This is a genomic window from Rhodoferax sp., assembly GCF_028689295.1.
In the GTDB taxonomy this organism is placed as follows: domain Bacteria; phylum Pseudomonadota; class Gammaproteobacteria; order Burkholderiales; family Burkholderiaceae_C; genus Rhodoferax.
On record NZ_JAQTWL010000009.1, the window covers coordinates 10681 to 31696 of the forward strand.

Sequence of the window (21016 nt, forward strand, 5' to 3'; positions counted from 1 at the left end):
GAACCATGCCCAAACTCGTATTTCTCGCCACCGATCTTGCCCTCTATCTTCAGCTTGTGGTTATCGCGCTTTATGTCTGGCACTCGCTGCGCACACCGACGCTGCGCCAGACATGGCGGCATGTGCTGCACGACGCGGCCGCCATGTCGGCCGGTGTTGTGCTGCTGCTGTTTTTGGTCATTGCCGTGCTCGACTCGGTGCATTTTCGGTCGTTACTGCCACCGGCGGCTGGAAGTGCGGCCAACGCTGAACCGGCTTATTCAACCCGCACGCTGTCCTTGCTGGATCTGGTGCTGGCTGGCCCACGCGAGGCGCTCGAAAAGACCTATTCAGCGCCGCTCGACACCCATCAGTTCTCCAAAGAGTCCATCGTCGTTGACGGCAAGCCGGTGCGTGACTTTCCGCGCCTGAAGTTTGGCGGCGCACATCTCAAAGATACGCAGGCTGAGTGGGCGGGCGATATCTCGTCGCGATCACTGACTGGCTTGCTGATGGGCGCATTGGTGGCCATGGCTGGTTGGTTAATGGTTGCGTTTTTGCGCGGACGCGCGACGGCAGGTGGCGTCACGGCTTCGTTGCGTGCCATCTGGCAGCAAAATACTGTGGTGCCGTGGCGTGCCATGCTGCTGACCGCGACCGTGCTGGCGCTACTGGCCGGGTGGATCGCTGCTTTATGGCCCCACTATCATGTGTTGGGTACTGACCAGACTGGCAACGATGTCCTCTTCCAGGCCTTGAAGTCAATCCGGACAGCGGTGGTCATCGGCTCGCTGGCCACGATTGCAACCTTGCCGCTGGCCATCGTGTTCGGCATCCTGGCGGGCTACTACAAAGGCCGCGTTGATGATGCCATTCAATACCTTTATACCGTGCTGTCGTCGATTCCGTCGGTGCTGCTGATTTCTGCCTTCGTGCTGATGATCCAGGTCTTTATCGACAAGAATCCGCAGTTGTTTGAAACCGGGCTGGAGCGCGCAGACATCCGCTTGTTTTTGTTGGCCGCGATACTGGGGATTACCGGTTGGGCCGGGCTGGCGCGTTTGCTGCGCGCTGAAACGCTCAAGCTGGGTGAGCTTGACTATGTGCAAGCGGCTCGTGCGTTTGGGGTGTCGGACGCGGGCGTCATGCGCCGCCATATTCTGCCCAACCTGACGCACATTGTGGTGATCGTGTCAGTGCTTGACTTCTCCGGTCTGGTGCTTTACGAGGCGGTTTTGTCCTATGTGGGTGTGGGCGTTGACCCGACCACCAATAGCTTTGGCACCATGATCAATGGTGCGCGCAACGAGATGTCGCGTGACCCGGTGGTGTGGTGGACGCTGCTGGCCGCTTTCGCTTTCATGGTGTCCCTGGTGCTTTCCATGACGCTATTTGCAAGCGCCGTGCGCGAGGCCTTCGACCCGCATGCACGTGCTTTCCGTGTCCGTAGAAACAAAACTCCGGCAACCGCGTCAGCGCGCTCTGCCTTGGACACCACAAAAGCGCCGGGGGCTACAAATGCTTGAGATAACAAATCTCACGACAGAACTCAACGCTGACAGTGGGCTGGTTCGTGCGGTTGATGCCTTGACGCTGACCATCAAGCAAGGTGAAACATTTGCGCTGGTTGGTGAGTCGGGCTGTGGCAAGTCCATGACGGCTTTGTCCATCCTGCGCTTGTTGCCAGACAGTGGGCGTGTCGCGGCTGGTTGCGTTGATGTGGATGGCACCGACATCATGCAGTTGCCGGAAGCCAGGATGCGCGACGTTCGTGGTCGCAAAATCAGCATTATTTTTCAGGAGCCTTCGACCAGCCTGAATCCGGTGATGACCGTGGGGCGTCAAATCGCTGAGGTAATTGAGCGTCACACCCAAATTCGCGGTGAAGCGGCGGTTGCCAAGGCCGTCGATTGGCTGCAGCGTGTGGGCATTCCCGAACCTGAGCGCAGAGTTCATGATTACCCGTTTCAGATGTCTGGCGGACAAAAGCAGCGCGTGATGATTGCCATTGCGCTGGCCGCTGAGCCTGATGTGGTAATTGCCGATGAGCCCACGACGGCGCTCGACGTGACGATTCAGGCCCAGATACTTGACTTGCTCAAGGAACTGCAGCGCTCGCAAAAAATGGCGATGCTCCTGATCACCCACGACCTGGCCATCGTGGCGCAAATGGCGCATCGCGTGGCACTGATGTACGCGGGCCAGGTGGTCGAGGTGGCTGATGCAGCAGAGTTCTTCTCCCGTCCCTTGCACCCCTATGCCGTCAACCTTTTTGACGCCCTGCCTGATGAGAGCAAACGCGGTCGCCGCCTGGCTTCCATCGCCGGATCGGTGCCTGCGCTTAATCAGGAGTTTGCGGGCTGCCGCTTTGTCGAGCGTTGCGGGGATGCGATGGACCGGTGCCACAGCGCCGTTCCAGGGCTGGTTGAGTTTCATCCGGAACATACGGTGCGCTGTTTTCTCTATGACGGTCGGGATTTATTGCATAGGCCAACCCACAATTCGGATCGAGAGCAGTTGTTGCAGGTCGATCAGCCGGTGGGGCCAACCGTGCTGGAAGTGCGCGACTACAAGGTATGGTTCCCGATTCGAAAGGGGCTGTTGCAGCGGACGGTTGGTCACGTCAAGGCGGTCGATGGCGTTTCTTTCAGCATTGCGGCGGGTCGCACACTCGCTCTGGTCGGTGAGTCGGGCAGCGGCAAGACGACTGTTGGCAAGGCTTTGCTGCAGTTGTTGCGTGGCAAGGCGTCAATCAGTGGTTCTGCCCTGTTGTCAGGCCAGCCGCTGGATCAACTCAGCGGCGAGTCACTACGCACTGCGCGGCGAGCGGTGCAAATCGTGTTCCAGGACCCATTTGCTTCGCTCAATCCCCGCATGCGCGTCAGCGAGATCCTCGAAGAAGGCGTCTCTTCGCTTCACCCGGAGGTGACCGCCAGCGCCAGGCGTGAACGTGTTGCCAGTCTCCTGGAAAAGGTGGGGTTGCCGCGCAGCGCGCTGGCGCGCTATCCCCATGAGTTTTCCGGTGGACAGCGCCAACGTTTGGCCATTGCCAGGGCGCTTGCGGTGGATCCCCGACTGATTGTGGCGGACGAGCCCACCTCTGCATTGGATGTGTCAGTGCAGGCGCAGATTCTTAACCTGCTGAAGCAATTGCAACAGGAACTCGGCGTCGCTTACCTGTTCATCACCCACAACTTTGGCGTTGTCGAGTATCTTGCACACGACATCGCAGTCATGAAAAACGGCCAGCTCGTTGAAGCCGGGTCGGCAGAGCAAATTCTTCACCATCCCCAGCATGCGTACACGTGCGCGCTGCTCAAGGCGGTGCCGCGGCTTGTCCGCAGCGAAGCAGCAGACTCAGTTTGACTGGGAGCCCTTCACCATCCGGTACACCCACCTCAGCAGCAACAGCGCCAGCAGCGCCTCGCCCAGGGTCATCACAAAGGCAACAAACGCATTGCCACCCGCGGCGCGCTGATGGAACTTGGCAAGCGCCCTGTCGCGGGCGATTTCGATGCTGTCATAAAAGGTGGGCACGACCAGCAGCGTCAGCAGGGTCGAGGTGATGGTGCCGCCGATGATGGCGACGGCCAACGGGCGGTAAAACTCGCCACCTTCGCCCAGCCCGATGGCCACCGGCAGCATGCCGGCGATCAGGGCAAAAGTGGTCATCAAGATGGGCCGCAGGCGCAGTCGCCCGGCGTGCATCAGTGCCGCTTCGCGCTCGGCCCCTTGGGCTTCTTCCTTGCGCGCGCAGTCGAGCAACAGGATGGCGTTCTTGGCCACCAGGCCCATCAGCATGATGATGCCAATGAAGCTCATCAGGTTCAGCGTGCCGCCGGTGAGCAGCAGGCTGATGACCACACCGATCAGGCTCAGCGGCAAGGACAGCATGACCGCCATCGGCGCCGTGAACGAGCCGAACTGCATCACCAGAATCAGGTACATCAGGCCGATGCCCATCACCAGCGCAATTCCCATTTCGGTGAACAGCTCTTTCTGGTCGCGCGCCGAGCCGCCCAACTCCAGGCCGTAGCCGCGCGGAAATTCAATGGATTTGGCCAGCTTCATGGCGTCGGCCGTGACCTCGCCGGCCGAGCGGCCCTGCGCATTGGCCGACACCGCCATCATGCGTTTGCCGTCTTGGTGCTGAATTTGCGCCGGGCCCTTGCCCATGGTGATGGTGGCGATCTGGCTCAAGGGCACCATCATGTCACTGCCGCTGACGGCAATGGGCAAGCGCTCGATGTTGGCCGCGCTCACCCGGTCATCGGGGTGCAGGCGTAGCGCCACGTCGCGGGCCTCGCCGGTGGGGTCAACCCAGTCGCCCACCTCGACACCGGCAAAAGCCACGCGCAGGGCCTGCGCCGCATCACCCACCGAAATGCCAAGCGAATTGGCCAGCCCGCGGTTGAGCTCGATCTTGATCTCGTCCTTGGGGTCTTGTTCTGACAAACCCACGTCCACCGCCCCCGGCACCTGTCGCAGTTGCGTCATGAAGCTGTTGGTGATCTCCAGCAGGCGGCGTGAATCGGGACCCGAGAACTGGATTTGCACCGGCTTGCGCACGCCGTTGTTGAGGTCGTCGAGCACCACATATTCGGCACCGACCAGGCGCGCCATCAGCAGTCGCAGGTCGGCGGCAATTTCCACCGCCCCGCGCTTGCGCTGCGTGCTTTTGCCGATGTCCACATAAATGCGCCCACCAGAGGCGCTGATGTTGCTGTTGGTGGCCACGGTTTCGGGCAGGGTGCGCGCCAGCGTGGCGGCCTGCTCGACCTTGAGGCGGGCAAATTCCAGGCTGGCGCTCGACGGCGTGCGCACCTCGATCGCGAGCGTGCCGTCGTCGGACGCCGGCAAGAAGCTCGAGCCGCCAAACTTGGCGTGCAACCCCAAGGCGGCCACCATGCTGAAGGCGGCAATGAAGGCCATGGCGCGGCGGTGGTGCAAAGCCCACGCAATCACCTCGCCATAGCGGTTGGCCTGTTGGTCAAACCAGTTGTTGAAGCGCGCCAGCACGCGGCCAACGCCATGCCGCGGTTGACCCTGCAAGGCCACCGGATCGCCCCAGTAGGCCGACAGCATGGGGTCGAGCGTGAAGGAGATGAACAGGCTCACCAGCACCGAGCTCGCCACGGTCAGCGCAAACGGTCGGAACCACTCACCGGCACCGCCGCTCATGAATGCCACCGGAATGAAGACGGCAATGATGGAGAACGTGGTGGCCGTCACCGCCAGGCCGATCTCGCCCGTGCCTACACTGGCCGCAGTGCGGCGGTCCATGCCATTGGCCATGTGACGCACGATGTTTTCGCGCACCACGATGGCGTCGTCAATCAGCACCCCAATGGCCAGCGACAAACCCAGCAGGGTCATGAAGTTCAGCGTAAAGCCGCTTAACCAGACGGCGATGAAGGCCGCGATGACCGAGGTCGGAAGGCTCAGCGCCGTGATCAGCGTGGAGCGCCAGGAATTCAAAAAGACATAGACCACAAAGATGGTCAGCACGGCGCCGAACATCAGCGCTTCAGTCACGTTGTTGAGGTTGCTTTGCGCTTCTTCGCCGCCGTCGCGCGTCACTTCCAGCGCGGTGCCCTTGGGCAAGGTCTTGTTCAACTCGGCAACCAGTTCACGCACTTTGTTTGCCACGCTCACCGTGCTGGCATCGCGCGAACGTGTCACCGTCAGTCCGACGTTGGGGTTGCCGTTGCGCATGCTCAGGCCTGCCAGCTCGGCAAAGCCGTCGGCGATGCTGGCCACCTGCGCCAGGCGCACCACTTCATTGCCGCGGCGCCTGATCACGATTTGTTCAAATTCGGCCGGTGACTCGATGCGCCCCACCAGCCGGATGCTCTGCTCGTCCAGCGGCCCCTTGACGCGCCCTACCGGCGAGGTGGTGTTCTGGTTGCGCAGGGCGGTTACCACCTCGGTAACCGACACGTTGTACTCGCGCAGCTTTTCGGAACGCAGCAGCACGCTCAATTCACGCCGCAGCGCGCCATTCACGTTGACCACGGCCACGCCCTCGATGGCCCGAAACCGGGTGGACAGGTCGTCTTCGGCCAGGCGGGAAATCTCGGCATGACTCAAGACAGTTGACGACAAGGCCATCTGCATGATGGGCTGCGCTGCCGGGTCGATGCGGCGCAGCACTGGCTCGCGCATTTCCGCCGGCAGCTTGTAGCGCACCGAGGCAATCGCGTTGCTCACCTCGTCAGAGGCCTCGATCATGTTCTTCTTGAAGTTGAAGGTGATGACAATGGTGGCGTTGCTCTCGCTGGCGGTTGAATGGATCTGATAGACGCCGGTGATGCTCTGCAGCGACTTCTCGATGCGGTTGATGATTTCGCGCTCCACCGTCTCGGGAGAGGCACCGGGGTAGGGCAGGTTGATGACCAGCACCGGCATCTCGACGTCGGGAATCTGGTTGATGCGCAGGTTTTTCAGCGCCAGCAAGCCGACGCACATCAGGGCAATGATGATGACCACCATCGCCACCGGACGACGGATGCTGAAGTCAGACAGGAGCATGCTCAGCTCCCCGCGCCGGAGGCTGTGGTTACTGGTGCCATCGCGGTGGCCGCGAGCTCTGCCTTCTGTCCGTCCTTGAGCATGGACGTGGGGTTGCGAATCAACTGGTCGCCATCACTCAGGCCGCTAAGTACCGCATAGTCGCCCAGACGCGGGTTGCGCTCACCCAACACGAGACTGAGCTTTTGCACCACGCCGTTTTTGAAACGCCAGGCAAAGACCCTGTCGCCCTCGCGCGCCAGGGCAAGGGCGGGCACCATCAAGCCGGATCTGCTGGCTGCCTCAATCTGGCCCTCGGCGTAGAGACCGGCCAACTGGGGCTGCTTGCCAGCGGCAAAATCAACCATCACCTCCACTTGACGCGTGCTGGCGTTGGCCAATGGATTGATGCGCTTGACGGCCCCGGCAAACAATTGCTCACCGTAGCCATTGACCCTGAAGCTGACAGGCTGGCCCAGCTTGATGTCGCCAAGGGCATCGGCCGAGACCAGGCCTTCAAAGCGCATGCTGCTCGGGTCCATGACTTTGAGCAGTTCCTTGCCGATTTGCGCTGTGTCACCGGCTGACACCTTGCGCTCGCTCACCACGCCGTCATAAGGCGCCCGCGCCAAGGTGCGCTCAAGCTGCTGGCGCGCCTGGGCAGACCGGGTTTTCGCAGCCGAGAGATCGCTTTGGGCGTTGTTGCGGCGGATTTCGGCATCTTCGAATTGCTGGGTCGTGGCCATGCCGGATTCGCGCAGGGTCTTGAGCCGCTGGAATTGGCGCTCGGCCTGCTCGAACGACTGGCTGGCGGCCCGCACCGCTTCTTGCGCCGAGGCCAGGCTGTCGCGGATCGCGCTGTCGTCGAGGCGCACCAGCAGGTCACCCCGGCGCACCACATCGCCATTGTCCTTGTAGACCTGCAACACCACTGCAGACACCTCGGCGCGCAGGTCTGCGCGGCGCTCGGGCTCTATGGTGCCGGTGATGATGGGGCCGGACGCCAGGGTGCCACTTTGAACAGTGACGAGGTCTTGCGGCTGGATCAGCAGCGTCGGGCTGGCAGCGGCGGTGCGGGCTGGCTCGGGCTTGCCGCAGGCGGCCAGGGCCAAGACCAGAACGAGAGCGGTGATGGTGAATTGAGTCATGAGAGCGCTTACTATTTAAATCAAATCTGGATGTTTGATTTTTGTATTTGGGGAGTGAATTGCCGCAAAAAGGTTGGCATGATCGTGAAAATTCATGTGCCAAACAACATCTGATGGCAGTGTAGCCGTCCTGTGGGATTATTAACGGTTGAGGGGCTCCTGACGATTGAATGACATGGCATTGCAAAGCCGCGTTTTTCAACGGGCCACATACGCCATAATCTTCACACTTTTTAGCTTGCGTCGAGCCGAGCTTGAACTGCCATAACGCACACGTCACAGAAAGAAACCAATGAGCTTTGTTATCAAACGGACCCTGATCGGGGTGGCATTGGCCACCGCTTGCGTGCTGGCCAGCCACGCTGCCACGGTTCCTGCTGGCGTGCAACTTCACGCCAGTCAGACCCTGATTCGCAACAACGGCTCCGAGCCCGAAACACTAGACCCGGCGCTGGCCGAGTCGGTGGGCGCCAACAACCTCACGCGTGACCTGTTCGAAGCGCTCACGGCCAACGACGCCGACGGCAAGATCGTGCCCGGTGTCGCCGAGAGCTGGAAGCGCGTCGATGCCACCACCTGGGTGTTCAAGCTGCGCAAGAACGCCAAATGGTCCAATGGCGACCCGGTCACCGCTGATGATTTTGTCTTTGGCATTCGCCGTTTTGTCGATCCCAAGACCGCTTCAACCTACGCCGCCACCTATGGCATTTTTCTGGCCAACGGTGCCGCAGTGGTCAAAGGCGACAAGCCGAGTTCCGACATTGGTGTCAAGGCGCTTGACAAGTTGACCCTCGAAGTCAAAACGGCCTTCCCGGTGAGCTTCTTGCCCGATGTGATGAGCAACAACAACCTCGGTCCCATTCACAAGGCTTCGCTCGAGAAGAACGGCAAGGACTGGACCAAGCCGGGCCTGCTGGTGAGCAACGGCGCCTACACGCTGAAAGAATGGCAAGTCAACAACCGCCTCGTGCTTGAAAAAAACCCGCAGTACTGGGATGCGGCCAATGTCCAGCTGACCCGTGTGACCTATCTGCCGATTGAAGACGGCAACGCCGATGTCAAGTTGTATGAGTCGGGTGAGAACGAATGGGTGTACCAACTGCCACCCGGCACTTTTGAAAAATACAAGTCCCAATACCCCAAGGAGATCCGCATCTCGCCCATGCTGGGGCTGCGTTACTACTCCTACCACACGCAAAACCCGGTGTTCAAGGATGTTCGGGTGCGCAAGGCGCTGTCGATGGTGATCGACCGCGACATTCTGGCCCAGCGCGTGACTGCCGATGGCCAGATTCCGGCTTACAGCGTGATCGTCAAGGGCACCAATGGTGCGGATGTCACGCCTTATGAATGGGCGACCTGGCCCATGGCCAAACGCGTTGCTGAAGCCAAAGCCCTGTTGGAGCAGGCGGGTGTCAAGCCGGGTTCCAAGTTTGTGTTCTCTTACAACACCAGCGAGTACCACAAGAAGATGGCGATTTTCGCCGCCTCCGAATGGAAGACCAAGCTCGGCCTGAGCATCGAGACCGAAAGCATGGAGTTCAAGGTGCTGCTGAAGAAGCGTCATGATGGCGAGTTCCAGATGGCGCGCAATGGCTGGGTGGCCGACTACAACGATGCCAGCACCTTCCTGACGCTGATCGAATGCGACTCGGACCAGAACAACAACTTCAACTGCAACCGCAAGGCGCAGGAGCTGATCAACCAGGGCTCGCAGAGCACCGACCAGGCCAAGCGCAAGACGCTGCTGACGCAGGCCTCCAAAATGATCATGGACGACTACCCGATCATTCCGCTGCTGCAATACTCCTCGCCGCGTCTGGTCAAGAGCTACGTGGGCGGATATTCGTTGCTCAATGCCCAAGACCGGTTCCGCTCGAAAGACCTGTACATCATCAAGCACTGAGTTCCTGACGGATGTGGGCTTACACGCTGCGCCGGGTGCTGGCGGCGATTCCGACCATGCTGGTCGTGATCACCGTGTGCTATCTGCTGCTGCACGCCACCCCCGGCGGGCCGTTTGACACCGAGCGCAAGGTGTCGGCCGCTGTGCTGGCCAATTTGCAGGCCAAGTACCACCTGGACCTGCCGCTTTGGCAGCAATACCTGCTCTACCTCAGGAGCCTGTTGCAGGGCGACCTCGGCGCCTCCTTTCGCTACGCCGACTGGTCGGTGAACAACCTGGTGGCCAACGCGCTGCCGGTGTCGGCCGTCATTGGCGGGGGTTCCCTGGTGTTGTCGCTGTTCATTGGTGTGGCCTTGGGCATCGTCGCCGCGCTGCGGCAAAACAGCGCCGTCGATTACATGGTGATGGTGATTGGCAACGTGGGCAGCGCGGTGCCGAGCTTTGTCTTCGGCCCCGTCCTGATCCTGGTGTTTGCGATTTTCCTCAAGTGGCTTCCCGCCGGGGGCTGGAACAATTTCGAGCCCCGCTTCATGGTGTTGCCGATGACCTTGTTGATTTTCATCAACGTCTCTACCATCGGGCGCGTCATGCGCGGCAGCCTGATCGAGGTGATGCACAGCAACTTCATTCGCACGGCGCGCGCCAAGGGGCTGCCGACCCGTGTCGTGGTGCTGCGCCATGCGCTCAAACCCGCGCTGGTGCCGGTGGTGTCGCTGATCGGGCCGATGGCCATTTCTGCCATCACCTCGGCGCTGGTGACCGAGACCGTGTTTTCCCTGCCGGGGCTGGGCAAGCTGATCGTCAACGGTGCCGCCAACCGTGACTACACGCTGGTGCTGGGGTTGGTGGTGCTGGTCACCGTGTTGACGGTGGTGTTGAACCTGCTGGTGGACCTGGCCTATGCCTGGCTCGACCCCAAGATCCGGTACTGAGTGGCCTATGGTGACTCCCAAGGAAATGAACGGCCTGGTGTCGAAACTGGCGGAAAACGGTGCGCTGCTGAACCCCGACCAGGCGGCCGGGCGCAGCCTGTGGAGCGATGCGCGCAGGCGCTTTGTGCGCAACAAGGCGGCCGTTTTCAGCCTGTGCCTGTTGTCGCTGATTGCGCTGGCGTGTGTGGTGGGACCATGGCTGTTACCGCATGCGTTCGACAGCGCCGACTGGGATGCCATGAGCATGCCGCCAAGCCTGAAAAATGCCCATTACTGGGGCACCGACGAAGCCGGGCGCGACCTGCTGGTGCGCAGCCTGATAGGCGGGCGCATTTCGCTCACGGTCGGTTTGCTGGCGACGCTGGCCTCGGTGTCGCTGGGCATTGTCTGGGGCGCCACGGCAGGGTTCATGGGTGGCAAGGTGGATGCGGTGATGATGCGCATCGTCGACATGATGTACGCCATTCCGTACCTGTTGATCGCGATCCTGCTGGTGACCATTCTGGGGCGCGAGTTTTATCTGGTGGTGCTGACCATCACCGTGTTTTCGTGGATGGACATGGCGCGCGTGGTGCGCGGGCAGACCCTGTCGCTGCGCTCCATGGAGTATGTGGAGGCGGCGCGCGCCATGGGGGTGTCGACCCGGCGCATCATCTTCGCCCACATCGTGCCCAATCTGCTGGGCGTCGTGGTGATCTACACCACGGTGACGGTGCCCGGTGTCATCCTGACCGAGTCGGTGCTGTCGTTTCTGGGGCTGGGCATCCAGGAGCCCATGACGAGCTGGGGTGTGCTGATCGAGGACGGCGCCGCGGTGATGGAAGTGTCGCCGTGGATATTGCTGTTCCCGGCCGGCTCGCTGTCGGCCTCCTTGTATTGCTTCAACTTCATTGGCGATGGCCTGCGCGACGCCCTCGATCCCAAGGAACGGTAACGCATGCCTTTGATTGAAGTTGACAACCTGAACGTGCAATTTGACACGCCCGACGGTCGGGTCACCGCCGTCAACGGCGTCAGCTTCGCGCTGGACAAAGGGCAGACGCTCGGCATCGTGGGCGAGAGCGGCTCCGGCAAGAGCCAGGCCGTGTTGGCCATGATGGGCCTGTTGGCCATCAATGGGCGCGCCACGGGGTCGGCCCGCTTCGATGGGCAAGACCTGCTGACCATGCCGGCGCAGGCGCTGAACCAGATTCGTGGCAACCGGGTCGCGATGATTTTTCAGGACCCGATGACCTCGCTCAACCCTTACCTGACGGTCGAGCGCCAGATGACCGAGGTGCTGGAGTTTCACAAGGGCTTGTCGCGTCAGCAGGCCCGCTTGCGCTGTGTGCAGGCGCTGGATGCCGTCAAGATCCCCGAGGCCGCCAAGCGTATTGGCATGTACCCGCATGAGTTCTCGGGCGGCATGCGCCAGCGCGTGATGATCGCCATGGCCTTGTTGTGCGAGCCCGATGTGCTGATTGCCGACGAGCCCACCACGGCGCTGGACGTGACCGTGCAGGCGCAGATCATCGCCCTGTTGCGCGAGTTGCAGCGCGACTATGGCACCGCCATCATCATGATCACGCACGACCTCGGCGTAGTGGCAGGTTTGTGTGACGAGGTCATGGTGCTCTACGGTGGCCGCGTGATGGAGCAGGCCAGCGCCGAAGCCATTTTTTACCGACCGACCCATCCCTACACCGTGGGCCTGCTGGGCGCCGTGCCGCGGCTTGAAGACGGCGACCGCGCGCTGGTGGCCATTCCGGGCGCGCCGCCCAACATGGCGCGCTTGCCGGCGGGTTGCCCGTTCAGCGAGCGCTGCACTTTGGTTGAAGCGCGTTGCGACAGCACCCGACCTGCGCTCTTGCCCATCGCCGGGCGGCCCGCTGTTCTACGGTCCTGCCACCAGAGTGTCGAAGCCGTGGAACGTCATGCCAGGGCTATGCGCGTATGAGCGAAGCTGCGCCGCTGTTGTCGGTTCGTGATCTGAAGGTGCACTTTGAACTGGCCGGTGAGTCGCCTTGGCCCTGGGCGCCGCCGCGTGTGCTCAAGGCCGTCGATGGCGTGTCATTCGATATTTTTCCGGGCGAGACGCTGGGCGTGGTCGGCGAGTCGGGCTGTGGCAAATCAACGCTGGCGCGGGCCATGCTCAAGCTGATTCCCACCACTTCCGGCTCCATTCTGTGGAACGGGCAGGAGATGCTGGACGCAAGCCCGCAGGCATGGCAGGGGCTGCGCAAAAATGTGCAGATGATTTTCCAGGACCCGCTGGCCTCACTGAATCCGCGCATGACCGTGGGGCAGATCATCGCTGAGCCGCTTCGCACCCATTTCCCGCAGATGAGCCAACAGGAAGCCATGCAAAAAGTGCGCGCCATGATGCTCAGGGTGGGTCTGACCGAGGCGCAGATCAACCGCTATCCGCATGAGTTCTCGGGCGGCCAGTGCCAGCGCATCGGCATTGCCAGGGCGCTGGTGCTGGAGCCAAAACTGATCATTTGCGATGAGCCGGTGTCGGCGCTCGACGTGTCGATCCAGGCGCAAATCATCAACCTGCTGATGGAACTGCAGGTCCAGATGGGGCTGGCGCTGGTTTTCATTGCGCATGACCTGGCCGTGGTGAAACACATCAGCCAGCGCGTCATGGTGATGTACCTGGGTCGGGCCATGGAACTAGCGGACAAGCAGGCGATTTACCAGAACCCGGGCCACCCCTACACCCAAGCGCTGCTCAGTGCCATTCCGCTGCCCGACCCACGCTTGGAGCGCACCAAATCAATGACACTGCTGCAAGGCGACTTGCCGTCACCCATCAACCCGCCCTCGGGCTGCAGCTTTCGCACGCGATGCCCGAAGGCGATCGCCGCCTGTGCCCAGCACACGCCCGAGCTGCGCTCGCTCAACGCCTTGGCACAGGTGGCTTGCGATCTGGCGTGACGTTGCGGTGGTAACCCGCCCGTATCAGATGACCGCGCCACCACCTGATAATGTGCTTATGAACCAACTCGACGCGCTCAAACAATTCACCACCGTGGTGGCCGATACCGGCGACTTCAGGCAAATTGAAGCCTTCCAGCCGACCGATTCCACCACTAATCCGTCGCTGATCCTGAAAGCGGTGCAAAAGCCCGACTACCGCTCGCTGCTGGACGACACCGTGGCGCAGTACCGCGACCGTGCGCTCGACGAGATCACCGACCGACTGCTGGTGCGCTTTGGTTGTGAAATTTTGTCGCTCATCCCCGGGCGGGTTTCCACCGAGGTTGACGCCCGCCTGAGCTTTGATGCCAGCGCCACGTTTACGCGCGCCGAACGGTTGATCGAGCTGTACCAGGCGCAGGGCATTCACATCGACCGCGTGCTGATCAAGGTGGCCGCCACTTGGGAAGGCATTCAGGCGGCGACCCGGCTGGAGCAGCGCGGCATTCACACCAACCTGACGCTGCTGTTTTCGTTCTGCCAAGCGGTTGCTTGCGGCCAAGCCAAGGTGCAACTGATTTCGCCCTTTGTCGGACGCATCTACGACTGGTACAGGAAATCTGCCGGCATCGCCTGGGTCGAAGCGGATCATGCTAGTGCCAACGATCCCGGCGTGCAGTCGGTGACGCAAATCTTCAACTATTACAAAAAGCATGGCATTGCCACCGAGGTCATGGGCGCGAGCTTTCGCAACGTCGGCCAAATCACCGCGCTGGCCGGTTGTGACCTGCTGACCATCAGTCCGGATTTGCTGGCGCAGTTGGCCAGCAGCAAGGGGTCACTTTTGCGTGCACTAGATGTGAAGTTGGCGCATACGCTGGACATTCCCTATATGAGTTATGACGAAGCCAGCTTCCGCTTTGCGCTCAATCAGGATGCCATGGGCACCGAGAAGCTGTCCGAGGGCATTCGCGCGTTTTGTGTCGATGCCGACAAGCTCGATCAGATGTTGCTCGCCGCGTGATCGCCGGTGTCAAAGGAGAAACCGTCATGACTTCCACCCGTTGTGACCGCGCCCCCGCCTGGGGAAAACTGCAGACCGCGTTTGAGGCCTCTGGTCGCACTTTCGATGTGCGTTCTGCTTTTGCCGCTGACCCGTCGCGCTTCGAGGCCTTCAGCCAAAGCGCGCCCCATGTGTTTGCCGACCTGTCCAAAAACCGGATCGACGTCGCGACCGAAGCTTTGCTGCTGGAACTGGCGCAGCAAACCGGGCTGGCGGCGCACCGTGATGCCATGTTTGCCGGTGAGGCCGTCAATACCACCGAGCAGCGGGCCGTGATGCACTGGCTCCTGAGAACGCCCTCGCTGGATCCCGCCATGCCGGCGCAGTCCGTGCACCGGCATATGGCAGAGACGTTGCACGAGGTGCACACCACGCTCGACGCCATGCTGGTATTTGCGGAACACGTGCGTGCTGATGCGCACATCACCGACATTGTCAACATTGGTATTGGCGGCTCTGACCTGGGGCCGCAAATGGCGGTGACGGCGCTCGATGAATTCGTGCTGCCGGGCAAACGCTTTCACTTCGTCTCGAATGTGGACGGGCACGAACTCAATGCGGTGCTGAGAAAGCTCAAGGTGGAGAGCACGCTGTTCCTGGTGGCCAGCAAAACCTTCACCACCATCGAGACCATGACCAATGCGCAGTCGGCCAAGGCGTGGTTCGAGACGAATGGCGGCACCGACATTGCACGGCATTTCGCGGCACTCACCACCAACGTGGCGGCAGCCAGGTCCTTCGGCATCAGCACCACGTTCGGGTTTTGGGATTGGGTGGGCGGGCGCTATTCGGTGTGGTCGGCCATCGGCCTGCCGCTGGCGATCGCCATTGGCGCCCAGGGATTCAGGGAATTTCTGGCCGGTGCGCATGCCATGGACGAGCACTTCCGCAGCGCACCCCTAGCGCACAACCTGCCGGTACGACTCGGACTGCTCGACGTGTGGTACCGCAACTTCCATGGCTTTTCCAGCCGCTCGGTGGCGCCTTACCACAGCGCGCTCAAGCGCTACCCGGCGTACCTGCAACAGCTCGAAATGGAAAGCAATGGCAAGCGGGTCGATGCGACCGGCGCAGCCTTGCCCTACGGCACCTCGCCGGTGATCTGGGGTGAGCCCGGCACCAACGGGCAGCACGCCTATTTCCAGATGCTGCACCAAGGCTCGGATGTGGTGCCTGTGGAGTTTGTCGCGGTCAAGAATCCGAAACACAGTTTGCCCGGCCACCACACGCTGCTGCTGGCCAACGCGCTGGCGCAGGCCCAGGCGCTGATGCTGGGCAAGGCAGACCCCGGCGGGCACAAGCATTTCACCGGCAACCGCCCCGCCACCTTTTTGCTGCTCGACGAACTGACTCCCGCCAGCCTGGGTGCCCTGATCGCCTTGCAGGAACACCGCGTCTTTGTGAGCGGCTCGGTCTGGGGTATCAACAGCTTCGACCAGTGGGGCGTGGAGTTGGGCAAGGTGCTGGCGAAAGACGTTGAGGCCCGCCTCAACAGCGGTGACGTGACCGGCCTGGACGGCTCCACCGCGGGTTTGCTGGCGCGCCTGCGCGTGTCATAAGTCGGCTTGCAACGCATACCTTTACTGGAGTGACAAATAGCTGGCTGCAAAGCTTTGCAAGGTGGCCTGATAAAGCGCCGGGTTGGCGATATCCAGATCGCTGTGCCTGGCGTTTTCCACGACGAGCCAATGCTTTGGCGGGCTGGCCGCGGCAAACAGGCGCTCGCCCAACTGGATCGGAATGGTGTCGTCATCACGGCCATGCATCATCAACAGCGGCGCCTGAACCTTGGTGATTTTGCCAATCGAATCAAAATTGTCGGGGTAGAACAGATTGAGCAGGCTGCCCAGCATGCCCGCCGTGCTGGCCACATCGTCAAAGCTGGTGAAGGCCGACTCCAGCACCAGGCCGCCATAGTCTGCCGGGCATTGCAGGCGGCTGGCCAAATCCATCGCCACGGCGCTGCCCATGGAGTGGCCGTAGATCACGCGTTTCTTCGGGTGGGGCTGGCGTTTCTTGAGTTCGCTCCAGGCCACCTCTGCATCGGCCAGGATGCTTTGCTCGGTGGGGGCTAGGGCGCTGCTTTCGCCCCAGCCCCGGTAGTCCACCGCCAGCACGGCAAAGCCGGCCGTGCGCAACGATTCAATCTTGCGCTGGTTGCCAAACAAATTGCGAAAAGTGCCGTGCAGGTACAACAGCGTGGGCGCATCTGCCCGGCTGTTAGGCAGCCACCAAATGGCCAGGTGTTGCGGCGCATTCGTGTCAGGCAAGCTGACAAAATAGCGCTCGTCGCCGGTTTGCAGACCCGCGAAATCGGTGGGCACGCCAGCCGTGGGGCGGTAAATGAGCTGGCGCTGTTTGGCGTCGAGCCAGGCGCAACCGCTGCTGGCAAGCAGCGTCAGCACCAGGCCCAGCCGCAAAAAAACCGCCGTTACACTCACCGACTTGAGAAATTTCCAATTCACTGGCAGCTTCATGAAGAAATTGATTTGTACCGTCATCGGCCTGATTGTGGCGCAGCTGGCACCGATGGCATTGGCCCAGCCAGGAGAACAGGTGATCGTTAGCCAGAGCCCAAAGCTGCAATTGCAGTTCAGCCCGTACTCCTATCACTTTTCGCCCAGCGAGGAACACAAGTCGGTCTTCATGGTCGGCCTGGAGCGCGAACATGCCGGTGGCAAGCTCGATGGCATCACTTTCTTCAGCAACTCTTTTGGCCAGGAATGCCTTTACGTCTACCCATGGGGAGGTGTTTACAAAAACATCTGGGGGGTTGCGCCCTTGTCATTCAAATGGACGGCGGGCTTGCTGTTCGGCTACAAAGAGCCCTATGAAGACAAGGTGCCGTTCAATTACAAAGGCTTTTCGCCCGGTGTCGTCTTCGCCCTGGCCTACGAGTTCAAGCCCGGTTGGTCTGCCCAGGTGAACGCGCTGGGAAACTCGGCGCTGATGCTTCAGTTGAATGTGCCGATCAAGTAAGAAGCGACCAAGAAAAACCCCCGCAAGGCTCGCGCCTTGCGGGGGTTTTTTGTAAAAATCAGGGGTCAGAGCACGAATTTTGCTTCACAAAATCGCGATCCGATCCCAATTTTCACATGCCCATGCCGCCCATGCCGCCCATGCCACCCATGTCACCGCCGCCCATGCCGCCGCCAGCGGCTTCGTCCTTGGGAGACTCGGCCACCATGCACTCGGTGGTCAACATCAGGCTGGCCACAGACGCTGCGTTTTGCAGCGCGGTGCGGGTCACCTTGGTCGGGTCCAGGATGCCCATTTCGATCATGTCGCCATAGGTGTCGTTGGCGGCATTGAAGCCGTAATTGCCCTTGCCGGCCAACACCGCGTTCACCACCACCGAAGCTTCGCCGCCGGCGTTGTAAACGATCTCGCGCAGCGGTGCTTCGATCGCTTTCAGTACCAGGGCAATGCCGTGGTCTTGGTCAGCGTTGTCGCCCTTGATGGTGCCAGCAGTTTGCTTGGCGCGCAGCAGCGCCACGCCGCCGCCAGCCACAATGCCTTCTTCTACGGCAGCGCGGGTGGCGTGCAGGGCGTCTTCAACGCGGGCTTTCTTTTCCTTCATTTCGACTTCGGTGGCAGCGCCGACCTTGATCACGGCAACACCGCCAGCCAGCTTGGCCACGCGTTCTTGCAGTTTTTCACGGTCATAGTCGCTGGTCGCTTCTTCGATTTGCACACGCACTTGTTTGACGCGGGCTTCGATGTCAGCAGCCGGGCCGGCACCGTCGATGATGATGGTGTTTTCCTTGCTCACTTCGATGCGCTTGGCCGAGCCCAGGTCAGCCAGGGTCACTTTTTCCAGCGTCAGGCCGACTTCTTCGGCGATGACCTTGCCACCGGTCAGGATGGCGATGTCTTCGAGCATGGCCTTGCGACGGTCGCCGAAGCCTGGGGCCTTGACTGCCACCACCTTCAGGATGCCACGGATGGTGTTGACCACCAAAGTCGCCAGCGCTTCGCCTTCGACATCTTCGGCAATGATCAGCAGCGGACGGCCCGACTTGGCCACTTGCTCCAGCGTGGGCAGCAGGTCACGGATGTTGCTGATTTTCTTGTCGTACAACAGCACGAAGGGGTTTTCCAGCAAAGCGGCTTGCTTTTCGGGGTTGTTGATGAAGTAGGGTGACAGGTAGCCACGGTCGAACTGCATGCCTTCAACGACTTCGAGTTCGGATTCGAGCGACTTGCCGTCTTCGACGGTGATCACGCCTTCCTTGCCCACTTTGTCCATCGCATCGGCGATGATCTTGCCAATGGTTTCGTCAGAGTTTGCAGAGATGGAGCCAACTTGAGCGATTTCCTTGGAGGTGGTGGTGGCCTTGGAGGCTTTTTTCAGCTCGCCGATCAACACGGTCACAGCCTTGTCAATACCACGCTTCAGGTCCATCGGGTTCATGCCGGCGGCCACGTACTTCATGCCTTCGCGCACAATGGCCTGTGCCAGCACGGTGGCGGTGGTGGTGCCGTCGCCAGCGATGTCAGAGGTTTTGGAAGCGACTTCCTTGACCATCTGCGCACCCATGTTCTGCAACTTGTCCTTGAGTTCGATTTCCTTGGCCACGGATACACCGTCCTTGGTCACGGTGGGGGCGCCAAAGCTGCGGTCCAGCACCACATTGCGACCCTTGGGGCCCAGAGTGACCTTGACTGCGTTGGCCAGAATGTTCACACCTTCAACCATGCGTGCGCGGGCTTCGCCACCGAAAACTACGTCTTTTGCTGCCATGTTATGACTCCAATAATTTCAAATTAATACGATATGCGTTGTTTGACAAGAAAGCGCTCTGGCTTTACTTCTCGACAACGGCAAACAAATCATCTTCTTTCATGACCAACAACTCATCGCCATCGACCTTGACGGTCTGGCCGCTGTACTTGCCGAACAACACGCGGTCGCCAACCTTGACCGCCATGGGGCTGACTTCACCCTTGTCGTTCTTTTTGCCGGGGCCAACGGCCAGCACTTCGCCTTGATCAGGCTTTTCAGCGGCGCTGTCAGGAATGACGATGCCGGAGGCGGTGCGGGTTTCGTTTTCAACTCGTTTGACGATCACGCGGTCGTGCAGGGGACGAAGTTTCATGGGGACTCCTTTAAAGTTTGAAACAGGGGATTGACAAAGGCCGCCACAATCTGAATTGCGGTGACCAGTACCTTTCAGAGGGATGGCCAACACGCTTGCTAGCACTCGCCTCATGAGAGTGCTAATGATAAGGCCTTTTAACCCGTTTTCAAGACCACCGCTGACGATTGGCCCTACTTTCCGGGCAATTGCGAGAAGTCTCTTGCCCCGCTTGGCGCCTCATGGTCCCTGTCCGGTCGCTTGTAAGGATCGACATGCGTCATCATGTTGATCACCCGGTGCCGTTGCATGACACGGTTGCGCGCCGCCACGGCAATGTCGTGACCTTGCTCCACGCTCAGTGTGGCATTTACTTCCAGATGGGCGTCCACCACGATCATGTCGCCCATTTTGCGGGTCCGTATGTCATGCACGCTGCTGATGCCAGGGGTGGCGAGCAGGGTCTGGCGAATGGCCTGCACTTCCACTTCATCGACCGCGCGGTCCATCAGGTCGTGCATCGCGTCCCAGCCAAAACTCCAGCCCATGCGGGTCACCATGAAGCCAACCAGAGCGGCGGCGATCGGGTCCAGGATGGGATAACCCATCAGGTTGCCGATGATGCCTACGCCCACCACCAGCGACGACGCCGCGTCCGAGCGGGCGTGCCAGGCATTGGCCACCAGCATGCTGCTTTTGACACGCTTGGCCATCGCCAGCATGTAGCGAAACAGCAGCTCCTTGGCGATCAGTGCGCCAGCGGCCACCCACAGCGCGGTAATGTGCACGCTGGCAATCGAATCGGGGCTTTGCAATTTGCTGGCGGCTGACCACAGCATGCCCAGGCCCACCGCCAGCAGCAGTGCGCCCAGCACCAGCGACGCCGCTGTTTCAAAGCGTTGATGGCCGTAGGGGTGGTCTTGGTCGGCGTCCTTCTGGCTGTGGTGGTTGGCGATGAGCACGACAAAATCTGCCACCAGGTCAGACAGGGTGTGAATGCCATCGGCGATCAGACCTTGCGATTTGGCCATGATCCCGGCCGCAATCTGGGCAATGCTCAGCACCAGATTGACTGCCACGCTGACCCAGGTGGAGCGCGCGGCCACGGCAGAACGCTGGTCCGGGGTAAATGGACTGTCTTCGTCGTTGTCCGGAAATTCGTCAGAGCGCATGGGTCGATCAATCAATGCAAGGTCCTGAAGTTTAGGCCACCAGTTCGGTGGGTCAAACTTGCAGCGCCGCCGCCGTGACGACCGTGGGTGCTTGTGCCATGGGGTTTTCACCTGGATGACCAGCCAGATTGTAGGGAATGGCTATAAAGGCAAAAAAGCTGACTGACATCAAGGTGCCAAGAACGATGGAAAGGTATTGGGTAACAAAGTTGCGCAGATCTGAATTCATGGAAAACCTCTGGTGTGTTGATTGATAATGTCCTGGATCATCGTGGCGCAACCTTAAGGCCAGCTTAGCCAAAATTAAGGCAAGCTTAGGGATTCATA

17 protein-coding genes are annotated in these 21016 nt (G+C 60.6%); 10 read left to right on the forward strand and 7 right to left on the reverse strand.

Annotated elements, in window-relative coordinates; all coding sequences use genetic code 11:
- Nucleotides 1-5: 5 nt before the first annotated feature.
- Both PHF15_RS09395 and PHF15_RS09400 read left to right on the forward strand, forming a co-directional pair.
- The gene (locus tag PHF15_RS09395; protein ID WP_300120582.1) at nucleotides 6-1505 is read left to right on the forward strand and encodes an ABC transporter permease; all 1500 of its coding nucleotides are present in this window, start codon (nucleotides 6-8) and stop codon (nucleotides 1503-1505) included.
- Nucleotides 1498-3345: a dipeptide ABC transporter ATP-binding protein gene (locus tag PHF15_RS09400; protein ID WP_300120584.1), complete on the forward strand. Its 1848-nt coding sequence runs from the start codon at nucleotides 1498-1500 to the stop codon at nucleotides 3343-3345. Before PHF15_RS09395 ends, PHF15_RS09400 begins: the two co-directional genes overlap by 8 nt.
- On the opposite strand, the gene PHF15_RS09405 is transcribed toward PHF15_RS09400, so the two are convergent.
- Both PHF15_RS09405 and PHF15_RS09410 read right to left on the reverse strand, forming a co-directional pair.
- Nucleotides 3337-6510, reverse strand: a complete 3174-nt coding sequence (locus PHF15_RS09405; RefSeq protein WP_300120586.1) for an efflux RND transporter permease subunit — start codon at nucleotides 6508-6510, stop codon at nucleotides 3337-3339. The two genes, PHF15_RS09400 and PHF15_RS09405, sit on opposite strands and share 9 nt — an antisense overlap.
- A gap of 2 nt (nucleotides 6511-6512) precedes the next feature.
- The gene (locus PHF15_RS09410) at nucleotides 6513-7637 is read right to left on the reverse strand and encodes an efflux RND transporter periplasmic adaptor subunit (RefSeq protein WP_300120588.1); all 1125 of its coding nucleotides are present in this window, start codon (nucleotides 7635-7637) and stop codon (nucleotides 6513-6515) included.
- A gap of 292 nt (nucleotides 7638-7929) precedes the next feature.
- Between PHF15_RS09410 and PHF15_RS09415 the strand changes: the two genes are divergently transcribed.
- From PHF15_RS09415 to pgi, 7 genes are read left to right on the forward strand one after another with little or no spacing between them, the layout of a single operon-like run.
- On the forward strand, nucleotides 7930-9543 hold the full coding sequence (locus tag PHF15_RS09415) for a peptide ABC transporter substrate-binding protein (protein WP_300120590.1): 1614 nt from the start codon (nucleotides 7930-7932) through the stop codon (nucleotides 9541-9543).
- Nucleotides 9544-9554: 11 nt separating this feature from the next.
- A complete protein-coding gene (oppB, locus tag PHF15_RS09420; protein ID WP_300120592.1) occupies nucleotides 9555-10475 on the forward strand; it encodes an oligopeptide ABC transporter permease OppB in 921 nt (306 codons plus the stop codon).
- A 25-nt stretch (nucleotides 10476-10500) separates the two neighbouring features.
- Nucleotides 10501-11409, forward strand: a complete 909-nt coding sequence (locus PHF15_RS09425) for an ABC transporter permease subunit (protein ID WP_300120754.1) — start codon at nucleotides 10501-10503, stop codon at nucleotides 11407-11409.
- A gap of 3 nt (nucleotides 11410-11412) precedes the next feature.
- Complete coding sequence (locus PHF15_RS09430) at nucleotides 11413-12411, forward strand: oligopeptide/dipeptide ABC transporter ATP-binding protein (protein WP_300120593.1); 999 nt, start codon at nucleotides 11413-11415, stop codon at nucleotides 12409-12411.
- Nucleotides 12408-13394, forward strand: coding sequence for a murein tripeptide/oligopeptide ABC transporter ATP binding protein OppF (gene oppF, locus PHF15_RS09435; RefSeq protein WP_300120594.1), 987 nt, complete (start codon nucleotides 12408-12410; stop codon nucleotides 13392-13394). The genes PHF15_RS09430 and oppF overlap by 4 nt, the downstream gene beginning before the upstream one ends.
- A 58-nt stretch (nucleotides 13395-13452) precedes the next feature.
- Nucleotides 13453-14400 (forward strand): transaldolase, encoded by a 948-nt coding sequence (tal, locus tag PHF15_RS09440; protein ID WP_300120595.1) that lies wholly within the window; start codon nucleotides 13453-13455, stop codon nucleotides 14398-14400.
- 26 nt (nucleotides 14401-14426) lie between these two features.
- Nucleotides 14427-15998: a glucose-6-phosphate isomerase gene (gene pgi / locus PHF15_RS09445; protein ID WP_300120596.1), complete on the forward strand. Its 1572-nt coding sequence runs from the start codon at nucleotides 14427-14429 to the stop codon at nucleotides 15996-15998.
- Between the two features lie 21 nt (nucleotides 15999-16019).
- Here the strand turns inward: pgi and PHF15_RS09450 are convergent, their stop codons facing one another.
- Nucleotides 16020-16904, reverse strand: a complete 885-nt coding sequence (locus tag PHF15_RS09450) for an alpha/beta fold hydrolase (RefSeq protein ID WP_300120597.1) — start codon at nucleotides 16902-16904, stop codon at nucleotides 16020-16022.
- 10 nt (nucleotides 16905-16914) lie between these two features.
- Here PHF15_RS09450 and PHF15_RS09455 point away from each other — a divergent pair, with 10 nt between their 5' ends.
- Nucleotides 16915-17418, forward strand: coding sequence for a hypothetical protein (locus PHF15_RS09455; RefSeq protein WP_300120598.1), 504 nt, complete (start codon nucleotides 16915-16917; stop codon nucleotides 17416-17418).
- A gap of 112 nt (nucleotides 17419-17530) precedes the next feature.
- On the opposite strand, the gene groL is transcribed toward PHF15_RS09455, so the two are convergent.
- The 4 genes from groL to PHF15_RS09475 all read right to left on the reverse strand — a co-directional run bounded on the left by groL (nucleotide 17531) and on the right by PHF15_RS09475 (nucleotide 20918).
- Nucleotides 17531-19183 carry a chaperonin GroEL gene (groL, locus tag PHF15_RS09460; protein ID WP_300120599.1) on the reverse strand — a complete coding sequence of 551 codons (1653 nt, stop codon included), beginning with the start codon at nucleotides 19181-19183 and terminating at the stop codon, nucleotides 17531-17533.
- A gap of 64 nt (nucleotides 19184-19247) precedes the next feature.
- On the reverse strand, nucleotides 19248-19538 hold the full coding sequence (gene groES / locus PHF15_RS09465) for a co-chaperone GroES (RefSeq protein ID WP_296159662.1): 291 nt from the start codon (nucleotides 19536-19538) through the stop codon (nucleotides 19248-19250).
- 173 nt (nucleotides 19539-19711) lie between these two features.
- Nucleotides 19712-20689 carry a cation diffusion facilitator family transporter gene (locus PHF15_RS09470; protein WP_300120755.1) on the reverse strand — a complete coding sequence of 326 codons (978 nt, stop codon included), beginning with the start codon at nucleotides 20687-20689 and terminating at the stop codon, nucleotides 19712-19714.
- A 52-nt stretch (nucleotides 20690-20741) separates the two neighbouring features.
- Nucleotides 20742-20918 (reverse strand): hypothetical protein, encoded by a 177-nt coding sequence (locus tag PHF15_RS09475; RefSeq protein WP_300120600.1) that lies wholly within the window; start codon nucleotides 20916-20918, stop codon nucleotides 20742-20744.
- Between the last annotated feature and the right edge of the window lie 98 nt (nucleotides 20919-21016).